The sequence below is a fragment of the Mesorhizobium sp. ISC15 genome, assembly GCF_037162615.1.
Classification (GTDB): domain Bacteria; phylum Pseudomonadota; class Alphaproteobacteria; order Rhizobiales; family Rhizobiaceae; genus Mesorhizobium; species Mesorhizobium mediterraneum.
This window is the reverse complement of record NZ_JAVSPX010000001.1, coordinates 1,340,305-1,354,449: the sequence shown is the minus strand read 5'-3', so window position 1 is coordinate 1,354,449 and position 14,145 is coordinate 1,340,305. Positions and strand designations below refer to the sequence as shown.

Here is a 14,145-nt window from a genome sequence, read left to right as displayed (position 1 = left end):
ACCCTATTAAGTGGAGCGCCGGAACGCAAGCCATTTGTCGAGATCCGATACGATCCTGGGTCGCCCGGGGCAGCTTTGCGCAGGATTTCTGCTCAGGACGCGGCCACTCGGCTAAAACGACTCGCCGCGGTCTCGACCATCGCATCGGCGAGGCTCATGTTCCATTGCGAGCGGCAATAGGCGCGGAAATCGAAGCAGGGCAGGCCGGGACACACTTCAAACTCTATGAGATGGACCGTGTCGTCGGCCTCGATCCGAAGATCGATCGAAAAGACGTCCCGCAGGCCAAGCCCAATCATCAGCCTTTGCGCGACTTGGCGTATCCTTGCATCGGCTCGCGGCTGGCTGGCGGCGACCGGCAGCAGCACCGGCTCGGCGTATGTCCCCGCCGCCCTGGCAGCCTCGCCGGTGTCGCCGTAAAGCGCCAGGCTGTCTGCCATGGTCTGGAAATCACTACCCGAATCGACGAAGGCGACGCCGAGCGCTTCGACGCCGGTGTCCGGCTTCAGGCCCAGAAAACTAGCGCGCGCGTTGCGCCCGGCGACGTAGGACTGCACGACGACATCGTCGCGATAGGCGGCGAACACACGCCGGCTAAGCTCCAGCGCGTGGCCGAGATCGGCACAGCGTGAATCCGGCCAGATGCCGATCTTGGCGCCGAGCCGGTTCGGCTTGACGAACCAGCCGGCTGGCGAAGCCGGCGGCTCGACCAGCCAGCGGCCGTCGCGGGCCAAGCCGGATCGCGGCACCGGCAGGCCGAGCGCGCCGAGCACGGCGCCGGAGCGGAATTTGTCCTGGCAGAGCGCAAACAGCGCATCATCGGCGCCGAGCACCTTCAGGCCGTTCAGTCTTGCCAGAGCCGGTGCTGCACAGCCACGGAAATAGGCGACGCCATCGGTCAGCGTCCACACCAGCGTGGCCTTCGGGTCCTCACCGGCAAGCACGCCTGCGGCATCGTCGAGCGCCACCGGCGCGAAGGACAGGCCGCGCGTCAGACAGGCTGCGGCTAGTGCATCGAACTCAGGGGCGATGTCAGTCGACTGCGCCAGATAGGAGGCGATTTCGGCGGCACGCGCCGGCAAATGGCCTTCGACGACCAGCCGGTCGAAGCAGGCCTTTTCCGGCTCGTAGACAAGGATCAGCTTCGGCTTGCGGCTTGACATGGGATGAGCGGATCCTGGCAGCGCGATTGCCTACCATCGCACGGCGAATGTATCAGGCTTTCGCGGAAACCGACGTCAGTCGGACGCCTGCACGACAGTGCTGGTGCGATCTTCCCGTTTGGGACAATGTTCTTTTCCGAACCGAAGGTTCGGGATCATCGCCTAGGCGATCAGCACGCGCGGCTCGAAGCGGCCGTTGACCGGAATATCGAGCAGAAACGCCATGCCGGCTTGCGGGTCCAGCAGGCGCTGTTTCTCATCCTTCCCCGACCAGGCGGAAGTGACCGCCAGCCGGTCGGCATTCCTGCCGACAAAGGCTGGGCAAGACGGCTGCGTCACCGGCATCGCGACCGACCGGATGAGGCTGCCGTCGGGCCCGTAGGCTTCGATGACGCTGCCGCCCCAGCAGGCGTTCCATAGGACACCGTCGCGATCGAGCACCGAACCATCGATATAGCCCTTGGCCTTGCGGTGATCGACGAAGATCTTCGGCTCGCCGGACGGCAGGCCGGTTGCCGGATCGCAGCCGACACGCATCAGCAGTCCGGTGCTGGTATCGGTGTAATAGGCGACCGCCCCATCTTCGGAAAAGCAGATAGAGTTCGACACGGTGATGTCCGAATAAAGCCGGCGCAACTCCCCCCTAGAGAACCAGTAGATCGAGCCGGCGGCCTTTTCCTCGCCCTTGCCCATGGTGCCGATCCAGAAGGCGCCGCAGGGGTGGACGCGCGAATCGTTCGAGCGCGTCACCGGGTTGTCGGCCTCGATCGCCGTGTGCAGCGTCATCTTGCCGGTCGCCACGTCGCGGACGTGCAGGCCGGTTTCGGTGGCGATCAACTGCCTGCTGTCGTCGATGATGGCTATCGCGCTGGCCATCTGGCCAAGCTCGTGGATTTTGACCGCGCCGCCGGACAGGCGTTTTTCCAGAAGCTGGCCGTTGACGATATCGAACCAGTAGAGCGTATCGGTGGCTGGATCATAGCTCGGGCCTTCGCCGAGCTGGCAGACATGGTCGGAAAAAACCGAAACTTTGGCTTCACTCATCCTGCTGCTCCAAACGCCGCATCCCAGGCTACTGTGGCAGCACGGGCCCGCACGGCCACCTCTTCGACGCTCATGCCAGGTTTGAACAGGCTGGATCCCAAGCCGAAGACGCTGACGCCGGCGGTCTTGTAGCCGGCAAAGTCCTTCTCCGAGACACCGCCGACCGCGCCGACCAGCGTCTCTGCCGGCAAAACCGCGCGCATCGCGGCGATGCCGGCAGCCCCAAGCACGCTGGCCGGGAAGAATTTCAGCGCCGAGGCGCCGAGCCGGATCGCCTGGAAGGCTTCGGTCGGCGTGAACACGCCGGGCATCGTCACAATGCCGTAATCCATCGCGCGAGCCATGACCTCGGCATCGATGTTGGGGCTGACCAGCAGCCGGCCGCCCGCCTTGTGCAATCCGTCAACATCGGCTGATGTCAGTACGGTTCCTGCACCGACCAGCGCCGTCGCCGGCAGCGCCTGCACGATATTCGCGATCGAGGCAAAAGGGTCCGGCGAATTGAGCGGCACTTCGATCGCTTCGATGCCGGCCTCGAAGATCACCCGGCCAATGGCCACCGCCTCGCCTGGCTTGAGGCCGCGCAGGATGGCGACAAGGCCGCGTCTGAGCTTCGGAAACGGTGCGGTCTCGGTCATGCTACAACTCCGCTTCCGGCAATCATGCCATTTTCGCGCGCGGCCTCGATCAGGCCGGCACGCACTGCCTCGTCGGCGTCGACAGTCTTGACCGCAAGTCCGGCAAGGCCGAGCGCTTCAGCGTAGAGAGCGCCGAGCGCGCCGGAAGCAATCAGCACGACCGACGCAGCGCCTTTCCCATAGCGGTGGCTGGCAGAGGCGATCTCGCCGCCGATCAGCAGGCCGGACAGGCAAGCAGCGGCATCGTCGGGTTTCAGGTCCTGCAGCAGGCCCGCGGCACGGATCGAGAACAGTCTCGACGTGACATCGCCGCCGTCGGCCAACGCGGTCTCGCACCAGCGCCGAAAGAACGCATTACCTGGTGCGACCGGCTTGGGCTGATCGCCCAGCGAATGGCGCAGGATCGAATGCGCCGCCAGCACCGAAAACAGCTCGCCGGTTGGCCAGGTGCCGAAACCTGTAACGGCGCCGTCCTCGACCAGCACCCATTTCGAATGGGTGCCGGGCATGCAGACGAGATGGCGACCCTTTGCCGGCAAACCAGCGCCGGCAAGCTGCGTTTCCTCGCCGCGCATGACGTCGGGCGCGTCGGCCTGGCGCTGGGCAAGGCCCGGCACGATGCGGATGTCGCGGCGCTGGCCCGGAATGCGCGCCGCACCCGCCAAAATGGCGCCGATCGGCGCCGGCACGGTGACATAGGGCGCCTCGAGCCAGCCCTGGCGCGAGCCGGCCATGCCGCAGATGATGACGGGCATCGCTTCCGGCGCGCCCATCGCCGCCAGATGTCCTTCGAGGATGGTCGAAAAGCCGGTGGCTTGCGCAGTGATCAGCCCGTCGTCGCCGCGGCGCTCGGCAAGGATTTTTCCGGTCTCATCGACCAGCCAGACCCTGAGACGGGTGGTGCCCCAATCCACGGCGGCGACAGAGGGTGCTTTGCTCGGGGATCCTGGGCTCACAGGAAGCCCCCGTCGACGATCAGCATCTGGGCGGTCAGCATCCGCGAAGCGTCCGACGCCAGGAACAGCACCGTGCCGACGATGTCATCCGGCTGCATTACCTGCTTGATGCATTGCTTGGCGACATGGGCGGCGAGCGCCTGTTCGGTGACCCAGAGCTCCTTCTGCCGCTCCGTAATCACCCAGCCGGGTGCGATCGCATTGACGCGAATGCCGTCGGCGCCGAGCTTGCCGGCAAGGCCCTTGGTCAGGCCGACGATGCCGGCCTTGGCCGCGGTATAGGCCGGCATGTCGGGGTGGTTGATGAGAAACGACGTCGACGTGAAGTTGATGATCGAGCCGCCGCCGGCCCGCTTCATGCCCGGCGCCACCGCTTGGGCGGAGAAGAAATGCGGACGCAGATTGATCGCCTGATTGTTGTCCCAGAATTCCACCGTGACGTCTTCCACCGCGTGGCGTTCGTCAAGTGCTGCATTGTTGACCAGCACGGTGACGTCGCCATGCGCTTCGGCCGCCTTGGCGGCAGAAGCCCGCAGCGCCTCGATGTCGCGTATGTCTGTGTTGAGATAGAGGGGTCGCCGGCCGAGATCCTTCTCGATGCGGTCGGCCAGCGCCAGGCTCGGGCCGTCAGCGATGTCGATGAAGGCGACCTTCGCCCCCTGGCGTGCAAAACCCTCCGTCAACGCCGCGCCGATGCCGGAGCCGCCGCCGGTGATCAGCACCGAAGCGCCTTCAAGGTCGGCAAAGCGCGCCGATGGCATCATTTTTTTCTCCACAAAGTCAAAGTGCGGCAGCGTCCTTGGCGCGTCCCAAACGGACGCACGGGGCTGTAGTCTGGCCGGCGCGCATCCTAGCCAGCCCGGTCCAGGGAGCAAGGGCGAAAAACGGATTCTTACGGCTTATGTCTGACAAAAAGAAGGCTGCGCCGCAGTGGCAGCGTGGCCGGTCGTCAGATTGCCTTGACGCGCAAGGCGCCGCGGAAGCTATCCCTGAGATAGCCGAGCGTGGCGTCGGCATCGACCGGCCTGCCGAACAGAAACCCTTGCCCACCGGCGCAACTGGACAAGGCGCTCGGCCTGCGCTTCCTGCTCGATGCCTTCGGCGACTACGTCCATGCCGAGCCCCTCGCACATGGCCAGGATCGCCCGGATGATATGTTCGGACGGGCGGTCGTCGAGAATGGAGGAAACGAAGGCGCGGTCGATCTTGAGCTTGTCGAAATGGAATTCGCGCAGACGGCCGAGCGAGGACTGGCCGGTGCCGAAATCGTCGAGCGAGACACGGATGCCGACGCGACGCAGGTTCTCGACGATCTTCTCGGCCGAGGCTGGATCGTTCATCAGGCCGGTTTCGGTGATCTCGATCTCCAGCCGGCGCGGGTCGAAGCCGGTGCGGTCGAGGATCGCCAATATGTGCAGCCCGGTGTTCTGGTCGACGAGCTGCGACGGCGACAAGTTGAAGGACAGGAACAGATCCTTGGGCCAGCTCCTGGCCGCCTCGGCGGCCTTGCGCAGCACAAGCTGCGACAGCGGGCCGATGATGCCCCGCTCCTCGGCGATCGGGATGAAGACCGTTGCCGGGACCGAGCCGAGATCACCATCTGTCCAGCGCGCCAGCGTCTCGAAGCCGATGATGCGACGGGTCCTAAGATCGACGATGGGCTGGAATTGCGGCTCGACCTCGCCGGCCGAGACGGCCCGGCGCAGCGCCTGCTCGATGCGGGTGACGCGCTTGGCCGCTTCTTCCATCTCTCTGCTATAGACGACCACCCGTCCGCGGCCCGAACGCTTGGCATGGTACAGCGCCGTCTCGGCCTTGCCGACTAGAATTTCGGTGGTCTCGTCGCCCGAATAGAACATCGAGCAGCCGACCGAGGCCGAAAGCCTGGCAGTGCGTTCGCCGACATCATAGGGTGCCGACAGGATCTCGATCAGCGTTCGCGACTTTTCGGCCGCCGCCTCCTCGCTGAACATCATCGGATAGAGGAAGGCATATTCGTCGGCGCCGATGCGGCAGACGGTGGAATGGCTGTCCATAGAAGCGCGCAGCCGCATCGCCACCTGGATCAGGATCTCGTCGCCGGCCTTGTGTCCGAACAAGTCGTTGATCGGCTTGAAGCCATCGAGGTCGAGGATGCCGACGGTGAACGGCGCCGGATCGTCGGCGCGGTCGCTGATCAGGCGGTCGACCTTGTCGAAGAAGCGGCGATGATTGCCAAGCCCGGTCAACGGATCGGTAAAGGCCAGATCCGTGCTTTCCCCGGTTGCTTGCCCGGTGCCAAACGTCGTTTGCATCGGTAACCCTGTTAGGTCGGAACAATCCCGAGACTGGCAGCAAACCCTTTAGGAACCGTAGCCCAAGCCGATTTCTTTCACAGGTGAAGAACCGTTTCAGCGGTCGAGCCGAACGCGGTACAGTTCGAGGGAACCTCCGCTGATTGGTGTGACCGGCTCGAGCCATTCCGGCACGTTGCCACGCATCAGCCCGCCAAGAAAGCCCTGAGGCGCCTTGGCGGCGAGAAGCTCGCTTTCCGCATTGCCACGACAAACCGCGACGAGGCCGACATGATGCGTTGCCACGACCGTCCTGGCAGCGGTGGATGACCCCAGGAAGGTGTCGAGCGCAAGCAGATCTCCGGCGATGTTGCGGTGATAGGGCCCGGCGAAGACGCGATGACCGGAATAGGCGAGGATCGGCGATCCGAGATTGGAAATCGCCAGCACCGTGGTGTCCGGCACACCGCCAAGTGCCGCAAAGGAGGCCTGGCGCTGGCAGGCCATGTCGGCACCGCTGTCATTGGCCGCCGTCTTATCGGCTTCGAACGCCACCGCGGCCGCTGCCGCGGCGCCCGTCCACACGGCATTCACCGAGACGAGCCAGACCGCGGCCATGCGCAGCGCCACGCTGCTCGAATGACTGGTCTCGGCCCGCTGACGCCAACTGGCGATCCAGGCGGAAAGCGGGATGACCGCCAGCGCGACCGAGAATGTCGAGCCGCGCACCTGCCAGGCGCTGACGACGAACGCCACGGCAAGCAGCGCGCCGACAAGACTGTCCTGCCGCCGCCAACCGCCACGGCCAAGGCGAAGCGCCATCAGGACGAGCGCGACGGCCGGCGTGACATAGCGCGCCGCCACTCTGGCCGGGTCCTGGGCGACAAGGCTGAACAGCGACTGGGCTTCGTCGACGTGATCGAGCCACAGCTCCTTGAGGCGCGGATCGAGGTTCGCGTAGGGAGCCGCCAGGCATTGCGGGAACAGCACCATGACGACCGTGCCCAGCGCGAGCGCAAGGATGCCAAGCGACACCAGCCGGCGCGTGCGGCCGACGGCCTCGATCGAGGCTATCGCCGCAAGGCCGGTTCCGGCCAACACGGCGACGACGAACTGCACGGTCGAGAAGGCGTCGCATTGCGCCTGGCTCCAGGCGGAGACGGGAACAGTGGTGACAAAGACGAGAGCGGAAGCGCCGGCAAAACCGACGCCGAAGTCCCTGGCGATCCGTCTTTCGCCATCTGCGTCAAAAGCGAACAGGAGCGCGACGCAGGCGCCGATGGTGGCGACATAGGGGGCGGTTTCCATGCCGACAGCCAGCATCAGCGCGGCGCACACGCCGGAGAACAGCGCTGCCGGCCCGCGCATGGTGGCTTCAAGCAGCAGGCTGAGGCTGGCTATGGTCAGCGTGAGCTGAACATTGTGATGATCGAGCGCGCCCGGCGAGAAGATGCCTATGAAGTGCAACGCCGCCGCGCCGACGACGACAGCGGGCAGCACGGCGGCCTCACCGGCGAAATTGCGCGCCGCGCGGGTGATGAAAAACACCGCGAGGCAGAAGAGCAGCGCCGGCCACAGCACTTGCGCGACGTTCTCGGCCAGAGCCATGCTGCCGGTCAGGGCCGTCGCTGCAAGAATGATGGCGGCGATCGGCGCATCGACCAGCCGCGACCAGTGCATGACGAAGCCGCCTTCGAGCCCCATCCTGTACTGGTGCAGATCGAACCAGCCCTGGCCGGCCAGAAAGTCGCGAACCTCGACCAAACGCAGCAAATTGTCGTTGTCGCCGTGGGCGTTGGTCAATTGGGGGAATCCGGCCCAGGCATTGACGGCGAACGCCACCAGCGTGGCAAGCAGCGCCAGCACGATTTCGGACCTCCAAATGGAGGCGCCATGCTTGGCTATGCTCATTCTATGACCTTTGGAAGGAATATGGGGCAACTTAAACCTAGCCTTAACGGCTTCAATAAATAGTAAAGGCGCCCGAGCAGGCCGGCATTCAGCACGGCCAAGGACCCGGGCCAAGGCATCCGGAGACGAAAATGCCGCAAGAAGTTCGCTACGAACCCGCCATCGCCGTGCTTCTGCCTTGCTACAACGAGGAGCTGACGATCGCGGACGTGGTGCGGCGTTTTCGCGAAACCCTGCCTACGGCCGCGATCTATGTCTATGACAACAATTCGCGCGATCTGACGGCGCTCCGAGCCCGCGCGGCCGGCGCTACCGTCATCCGCGAGCCGCGCCAGGGCAAGGGCAACGTGGTGCGCCGCATGTTCGCCGACATCGAAGCCGACATCTATCTGATGGCCGACGGCGACGGCACCTATGCGCCGGAGGACGCGCCGCAACTGATCAACACGCTGCTCACCGAGCGCTCCGACATGGTGGTCGGGACAAGGCGAGGCGTCACCGACGATGCCGGCAGGACTGGCCATGCCTTCGGCAACAGCGTCTTCAATCGCCTCTACAAATGGCTGTTCGGCAGCGAGTTCACCGACATCTTCTCCGGCTACCGCGCCTTCACCAGGCGCTTCGTCAAGAGCTTTCCCGCCGTCTCCGGCGGCTTCGAGATCGAGACCGAAATGTCGGTCCACGCCTCGCAGCTCAAATTGCCGGTCAGCGAGATCGGGCTCGACTATGGCCGCCGGCCGGAGGGCTCCTCGTCGAAACTGTCGACCTATCGCGACGGCGCGAAGATCCTGTGGATGTTCGCCATGCTGATGAAGGAGACGCAGCCGCTGCGCTTTTTCGGCGCCTTCGCGGTGCTCTTCCTGGCATCGAGCCTGTTCCTGATGATGCCGGTGCTGATCGAGTTCGTCGAAACCGGCCTTGTCCCACGCATGCCGACCTGGGTGCTGTCGGTCGGCCTGCTGCTTCTGTCGATGTTGGCGGCGGTGACCGGCCTGATCCTCGATTCGGTATCACGCGGCCGGGCCGAGCAGAAGCGCATCTTCTATCTGTCGATGCCCTCCGGACGGGTCGAACGCGAACGCACAGGCGCGCCCTCGACCTTGAAGACCGGAGCGGGCAAGACCCCACGGGCGGCCTAGGCTCTGTTGTGAAACGCCTCGTCCGCTTCATCTTTGCCGGCGGCGTCGGTTTCGTCGCCGACGCGACGGCGCTGTGGCTTCTGCTGACCTTCACGCCGCTTGGACCGTTTCTCGCGCGTGTCGTCTCGATCGGCTTCGCGTTGTCCGTCACCTGGGCCATCAACCGCCACCTGACCTTCTCGCCGTCGAGCCGCGGCATCGCGCAAGAGGGCGCACGCTATGGCGGTGTCGGTATCGCCACCAGCATCCTCAATTACCTCGCCTATTGCGCCATCCTCTTCGCACTTCCGTCCGCGCCGCCGCTGGCGGCGCTTACCGTCGCCTCGCTGGTCGCCATGGCGCTTTCCTTCCTGGGTTATTCCAGGCTGGTCTTCGACCGCTAAAGCGCTGCACCAAGCAAAGCGTAGCCCTGCAGCAAACTCTACCGATTGGCAGAAGGCGCCGAGTTCCATATATCGCTGTGGTCGATGCATCGGCTCGAAAAACGGAATCGATTTTCGGAAAGCAGGATGGATAGATTCAAAGTGTTGGAGCGTACTTTGTGCGTCCAAATGGACGCACGTCGCTCCAAGTGCGCCGGAGAGCCGCCATGAAATTGAAAATCGCCGTCCAGATGGACCACATCTCCACCGTCTCGATTGCCGGCGACACCTCGTTTGCGCTGTCGCTGGAAGCGCAGCGCCGCGGTCACCAGCTGTTCCACTATACGCCCGACCGGCTGTCGCTGCGCGGCGGCAAGGTGTTTGCCCGCATCGAGGCAATGCAGGTCCGCGATGAGAAGGGCGATCACTATTCGCTCGGCGAAGAAGTGCGCACCGACCTGTCGGAGATGGACGTCGTCCTGCTCAGGCAGGATCCGCCCTTCGACATGAACTACATCACCACGACGCACATACTCGAGCGTATCCATCCTAAGACGCTGGTGGTCAACGACCCGGCCTGGGTGCGCAACAGCCCGGAAAAGATCTTCGTCACCGAGTTTCCCGACCTGATGCCGGAAACGCTGATCACCAAGGATCCGCTGGAGGTCGCCGCCTTCCGCAAGGAGTTCGGCGACATCATCGTCAAGCCGCTCTACGGCAATGGCGGTGCCGGCATCTTCCATCTGCACGAGGCCGACCGCAACCTCGCCTCGCTGCTCGAGATGTTCGGCCAGATGTTCCGCGAGCCCTACATCGTGCAGCGTTATCTGAAGGACGTGCGCAAGGGCGACAAGCGTATCATCCTGATCGACGGCGAGCCGGTCGGCGCCATCAACCGGGTGCCGGCCGAGCATGATTCACGCTCCAACATGCATGTCGGCGGCCGCGCCGAAAAAACCGAACTGACGGCGCGCGAGCGCGAGATCTGCGCCCGCATCGGCCCGTCGCTGAAGGAGCGCGGTTTTATCCTCGTCGGCATCGACGTGATCGGCGACTACATGACCGAGATCAACGTGACGTCGCCGACCGGCGTGCGCGAGGTAAAACGCTTCGGCGGCGCCGATATTGCGAGCATGTTCTGGGATGCGGTCGAGGGCAAGCGCAAGTAGCCTTCCCAGGCGCATTTCGAGCCCGCGCAACTTCCTGGCAGCAATGGTATTTGTCTGTTCCCCTAATGTTCTTGCCTTGGCCGTAAATCTGTGGTTGTCTCTGGTGAAGCCGTTCGCGGCATGATCGCAGAGGCTTGGGCAAGCCTGCATCCGGGGTGAAAAAATGGTTGCGCGGGTCCGCACGGTCGCTTTCCAGGGCATCGAGGCCGTGCCGGTCGACGTGCAGGTGATGATCGCGCCGGGCAAGGTCAACATGCACATCGTCGGCCTCGCCGACAAGGCGGTGGCCGAAAGCCGCGAGCGGGTGCACGCGGCATTGCACGCATCGGGCCTGTCGATGCCGTCGAAGAAGGTTACCGTCAATCTGGCGCCGGCGGATCTGCCGAAGGAAGGCAGCCATTACGACCTGCCGATCGCGCTCGGCCTGATGGCGGCGCTTGGCGCCATTCCGGGCGACATGCTGGCCGGCTATGTCGTGCTTGGCGAGCTGTCGCTCGACGGCACTATCGCCGCGGTGGCCGGCGCGCTGCCGGCGGCGATCGGCGCCAATGCCGAGGGCAAAGGCCTGATCTGCCCTTTCGCCTGCGGACCGGAAGCGGCCTGGGCCGGCAAGGATTTCGACATCCTGGCGCCGCGCAGCCTGATCGCCATCGCCAATCATTTTCGCGGCACCCAGGTTCTCTCGCGGCCGGAAGCCGGCATCCATGCCTCGGCGCGCGACCTGCCTGATCTCGCCGACATCAAGGGCCAGGAAACCGCCAAGCGGGCGCTCGAAGTGGCGGCCGCCGGCGGCCACAATCTGCTAACATTGTGGCTAATTAAACGGCGCGCCATGCTCGCGGTCAGGAAGGCCCTGTAGGAGCCAACTGCCTAAGCTGAGCGGCGGGCTGACAGGTATAGAGGTCGGGAACCGAATGGCGCTGTGGGCCGCAAATGGCGCATGGTTGGCGCGTAGTACGTCGTTCAATTCAGTTGAAGAATCGGAGTGATGAGAGCCAAGGAATCGCAGTGCCTATCTCCAGCGTGGTCAGCGGTTAACAGCAACGACTTGAGCTTTGGGATTTTTATGTCAGGAAATGCTTGCCACCCGCTCCCCGCTACTGTCGCGGCGTGTAACGGGACAAGTTTGTCGTTCGGTAGACGGCCCTGGATTACCAGTTGCACTGAGCCTAGTGTCGAATTGTGACAGCTGTCGATCAGTTGCGACAGGCCGCCGAACTTGAGAAAAGTAAAGCGTTGCCCGCCAAACGAGTATTCCACAGTCCCTGGCCCGCTAGTCTGCGAGTCCATCGATATTCCCCAGGTAAAGGGTGTCCCGTCTCGACGTTGCGCATTAGAAAGCGCTCCCATTCCGCCAACTGTCGTGGGAAGAGTGCCGCCTATAATGGGCAATTCGTCGAGTCGTACATAAGAAGTTAGAACCACCACATCCGATTTAGGAACGTGCGGTGCAAGTTCATTTGGGCCCTGCCAATGGTTTTTTTCAGACGTATTGAAAGTAATTACCGTGGATTTAAGTAAATCTATTCTTGTACACCTAGTGCCAAAGCCGGCTGACGTAATGATGCTCGGCTTGGCTCTGCACAGTGCATTCTCCGGTATAAAATCTAATACCCTAGCCTCTTGAGTGACACCGGTCGGCCTGAAAATGGCGCGAAATTCGAAGGACTCTGGATCGGAGTGCTGGATCAGCCATGCGTGTAGTCCGCTCGCATTTAGCTCCGTGCAACGCTGCATAAGTGCTATGATCGCGGGATTTATTGCCCTTACGAAACTTTCGGTCACTACTCGATCGTCCTGAGCATAAGACGTGTCGTCACAAAACTCAGAGGACGAGGATTGGAAATCTGAATCCGACTGCTGGATGTCGAGGTCGAACGGAACCGGAACGCCGTCCAGTGGTAACGTGGCGCCCAAAGACGCGTTGAAGTCTCGGGCACGCTGCGCGCTCTCAAAATTCTGCTGACAGTACAATCGTCTATAGGAGGAGGCCCGTGTAGCATCGGTCGCCTCCGACCGGTAATCGTAAATTCCGAAGCGTCCGAACGAACTGCAATCGACCTGGGCTTCCGCCGTCGCCGCTCCCACGAGAACAGAACTGATTCCAACGACTATCCTCAGTAAAATGCTCACTCGTCTCATGTCATCCCCCCACGGTCTGGAAACATGAGGTTGGTCCATGTCAACCCGGTTTGCAAGCATGATCACCGCCAGTGATGTGTGTCAGCGCGGTCGCGCAGATGAGCCCGTCTCGTGTCTCTGCGACGGCGGCCACATGGAGCTTGCTTTCCTTGACCACCCGCCCTCGTGGCTGGCGGGCCACTCGTGCTAACATCGTATCGCATTAATTTCGAGGTACGAGGCTGCTTTTTCCAAGGCGGTCGTTAAGGCCACTAGTGCTTTGGCACTGCGGCAAAGATTCCGTTCTCACGAAAGCGCCAACGTGATAAATAGGACTCTAGTAGTTGAAAATTTCTTGAAATGACTTTGACTGGCTCTGCTATCTTTGAAGGTGTGAAGGAGGAGGAATCGTGGGTGCCTCGCGTAGCGCCTTTTGTTCGACCACTTTCTTGCTTGCAGCTGTTTTAACGGCGGCTTCCCCATCGTTCGCGCAGGATGACCGCTTTCCTTACAATCTCCAAGTACTATACAACGATCCCCAACAGGGGCTGATGTGCAGGGGTCACTTAGGCGACGCTCCGTGCTCGGTCATCCTTCAATATCTCTCAAAAGAGACATCAACAAACCCGCCGCAGATGCAGCATGTACTACCGGGAGTTGCGATGGAGAACTCCCCATTGGGCGGCGACAACTCTTTTCTTCGTAACCCAGGCGCCATTTTCGGCGGGGGCAATCGACCTTTGGTAGAAGAGCGGCCTTGGGGGTTCTGCCCACCGCCGTGCAAGGGGAATTAGGAAGTGACAGATTCGGTTTCTGCCGACATACTTACGGAAATATACAACCTCCTCTGCAGAAGCGCTTTGAACAGGGAATATTACGGTCGCTCTTTGTCATCGACTCAGCGATGCAACGACATACTGGAGATTTTGATAGCAATAGGCACGACAGGCAGCGGAATATCTGCCTTAACAATCTGGGGTCTGAGAAGCCATATGGGCCATGGATTTGGGGCACGTTAGCGACCGCTTCGGCCTTGCTCGCTGTAGCTAAGCCTATAATTCAATTAAACAAGCGCATCGAACGTCTTACTAGATTGTATGTCGGCCACTCAGATAATTATGCGAATTTGCTTATCTTGGTGAGCAGAATTCGTCGTCATGGGGATATAGACAAGGAGTTAACCAGTACCTTTGAAGTTTCCGAGGCCCGGTTCTGTGAACTTTCCAAAGAGGACGATCCTCGGCCGAACTTGAAGCTGTTGAGACAATGCGAGGCGATGGTTAGAGACCGCCATCCGCCGGAGGCTGCGTGGTATCCCATCGGAAGGCCAACGACCCCGACGCACCTAGCTTAGCCACTAACGTTGTCA

General features: G+C 62.4%; 10 protein-coding genes and 2 pseudogenes. 4 read left to right on the top strand and 8 right to left on the bottom strand.

The window, feature by feature from the left end; all coding sequences use genetic code 11:
- Positions 1 to 92 precede the first annotated feature (92 nt).
- The 7 genes and pseudogenes from RPG13_RS06755 to RPG13_RS06725 form a co-directional block, all read right to left on the bottom strand.
- Positions 93 to 1,163, bottom strand: a complete 1,071-nt coding sequence (locus tag RPG13_RS06755) for a D-alanine:D-lactate ligase-like protein (RefSeq protein WP_337124712.1) — start codon at positions 1,161 to 1,163, stop codon at positions 93 to 95.
- Between the two features lie 162 nt (positions 1,164 to 1,325).
- Positions 1,326 to 2,207 (bottom strand): SMP-30/gluconolactonase/LRE family protein, encoded by an 882-nt coding sequence (locus RPG13_RS06750; protein ID WP_292224596.1) that lies wholly within the window; start codon positions 2,205 to 2,207, stop codon positions 1,326 to 1,328.
- On the bottom strand, positions 2,204 to 2,845 hold the full coding sequence (locus tag RPG13_RS06745; protein ID WP_292639896.1) for a 2-dehydro-3-deoxy-6-phosphogalactonate aldolase: 642 nt from the start codon (positions 2,843 to 2,845) through the stop codon (positions 2,204 to 2,206). The genes RPG13_RS06750 and RPG13_RS06745 overlap by 4 nt, the downstream gene beginning before the upstream one ends.
- Entirely contained in the window at positions 2,842 to 3,801 is a 960-nt protein-coding gene (locus RPG13_RS06740; RefSeq protein WP_292639893.1) for a 2-dehydro-3-deoxygalactonokinase, read from the bottom strand. Before RPG13_RS06740 ends, RPG13_RS06745 begins: the two co-directional genes overlap by 4 nt.
- A complete protein-coding gene (locus RPG13_RS06735; RefSeq protein ID WP_095484670.1) occupies positions 3,798 to 4,565 on the bottom strand; it encodes an SDR family NAD(P)-dependent oxidoreductase in 768 nt (255 codons plus the stop codon). Before RPG13_RS06735 ends, RPG13_RS06740 begins: the two co-directional genes overlap by 4 nt.
- 185 nt (positions 4,566 to 4,750) lie before the next feature.
- Positions 4,751 to 6,095 (bottom strand): annotated as a pseudogene (locus tag RPG13_RS06730) (putative bifunctional diguanylate cyclase/phosphodiesterase).
- Between the two features lie 96 nt (positions 6,096 to 6,191).
- A complete protein-coding gene (locus RPG13_RS06725) occupies positions 6,192 to 7,985 on the bottom strand; it encodes a GtrA family protein (protein WP_337124707.1) in 1,794 nt (597 codons plus the stop codon).
- A 131-nt stretch (positions 7,986 to 8,116) separates the two neighbouring features.
- Between RPG13_RS06725 and RPG13_RS06720 the strand changes: the two genes are divergently transcribed.
- From RPG13_RS06720 to RPG13_RS06705, 4 genes and pseudogenes are all read left to right on the top strand, one after another.
- The gene (locus RPG13_RS06720) at positions 8,117 to 9,124 is read left to right on the top strand and encodes a glycosyltransferase (protein ID WP_337124705.1); all 1,008 of its coding nucleotides are present in this window, start codon (positions 8,117 to 8,119) and stop codon (positions 9,122 to 9,124) included.
- A gap of 8 nt (positions 9,125 to 9,132) precedes the next feature.
- Positions 9,133 to 9,507 carry a GtrA family protein gene (locus RPG13_RS06715; RefSeq protein WP_292650342.1) on the top strand — a complete coding sequence of 125 codons (375 nt, stop codon included), beginning with the start codon at positions 9,133 to 9,135 and terminating at the stop codon, positions 9,505 to 9,507.
- Positions 9,508 to 9,713: 206 nt separating this feature from the next.
- The gene (gshB, locus tag RPG13_RS06710) at positions 9,714 to 10,655 is read left to right on the top strand and encodes a glutathione synthase (RefSeq protein WP_292713079.1); all 942 of its coding nucleotides are present in this window, start codon (positions 9,714 to 9,716) and stop codon (positions 10,653 to 10,655) included.
- 163 nt (positions 10,656 to 10,818) lie between these two features.
- Positions 10,819 to 11,460, top strand: a pseudogene (locus RPG13_RS06705) (magnesium chelatase domain-containing protein); the annotation flags it as partial.
- A gap of 158 nt (positions 11,461 to 11,618) precedes the next feature.
- On the opposite strand, the gene RPG13_RS06700 reads toward RPG13_RS06705, so the two are convergent.
- On the bottom strand, positions 11,619 to 12,788 hold the full coding sequence (locus RPG13_RS06700; RefSeq protein WP_337124702.1) for a hypothetical protein: 1,170 nt from the start codon (positions 12,786 to 12,788) through the stop codon (positions 11,619 to 11,621).
- Between the last annotated feature and the right edge of the window lie 1,357 nt (positions 12,789 to 14,145).

Bases quoted from the DNA above. Each gene is read 5' to 3' on its own strand.
- RPG13_RS06755 (WP_337124712.1), bottom strand. From the start codon at position 1,163: ATGTCAAGCCGCAAGCCGAAGCTGATCCTTGTCTACGAGCCGGAAAAG.
- RPG13_RS06750 (WP_292224596.1), bottom strand. From the start codon at position 2,207: ATGAGTGAAGCCAAAGTTTCGGTTTTTTCCGACCATGTCTGCCAGCTC.
- RPG13_RS06745 (WP_292639896.1), bottom strand. From the start codon at position 2,845: ATGACCGAGACCGCACCGTTTCCGAAGCTCAGACGCGGCCTTGTCGCC.
- RPG13_RS06735 (WP_095484670.1), bottom strand. From the start codon at position 4,565: ATGATGCCATCGGCGCGCTTTGCCGACCTTGAAGGCGCTTCGGTGCTG.
- RPG13_RS06725 (WP_337124707.1), bottom strand. From the start codon at position 7,985: ATGAGCATAGCCAAGCATGGCGCCTCCATTTGGAGGTCCGAAATCGTG.
- RPG13_RS06720 (WP_337124705.1), top strand. From the start codon at position 8,117: ATGCCGCAAGAAGTTCGCTACGAACCCGCCATCGCCGTGCTTCTGCCT.
- gshB (WP_292713079.1), top strand. From the start codon at position 9,714: ATGAAATTGAAAATCGCCGTCCAGATGGACCACATCTCCACCGTCTCG.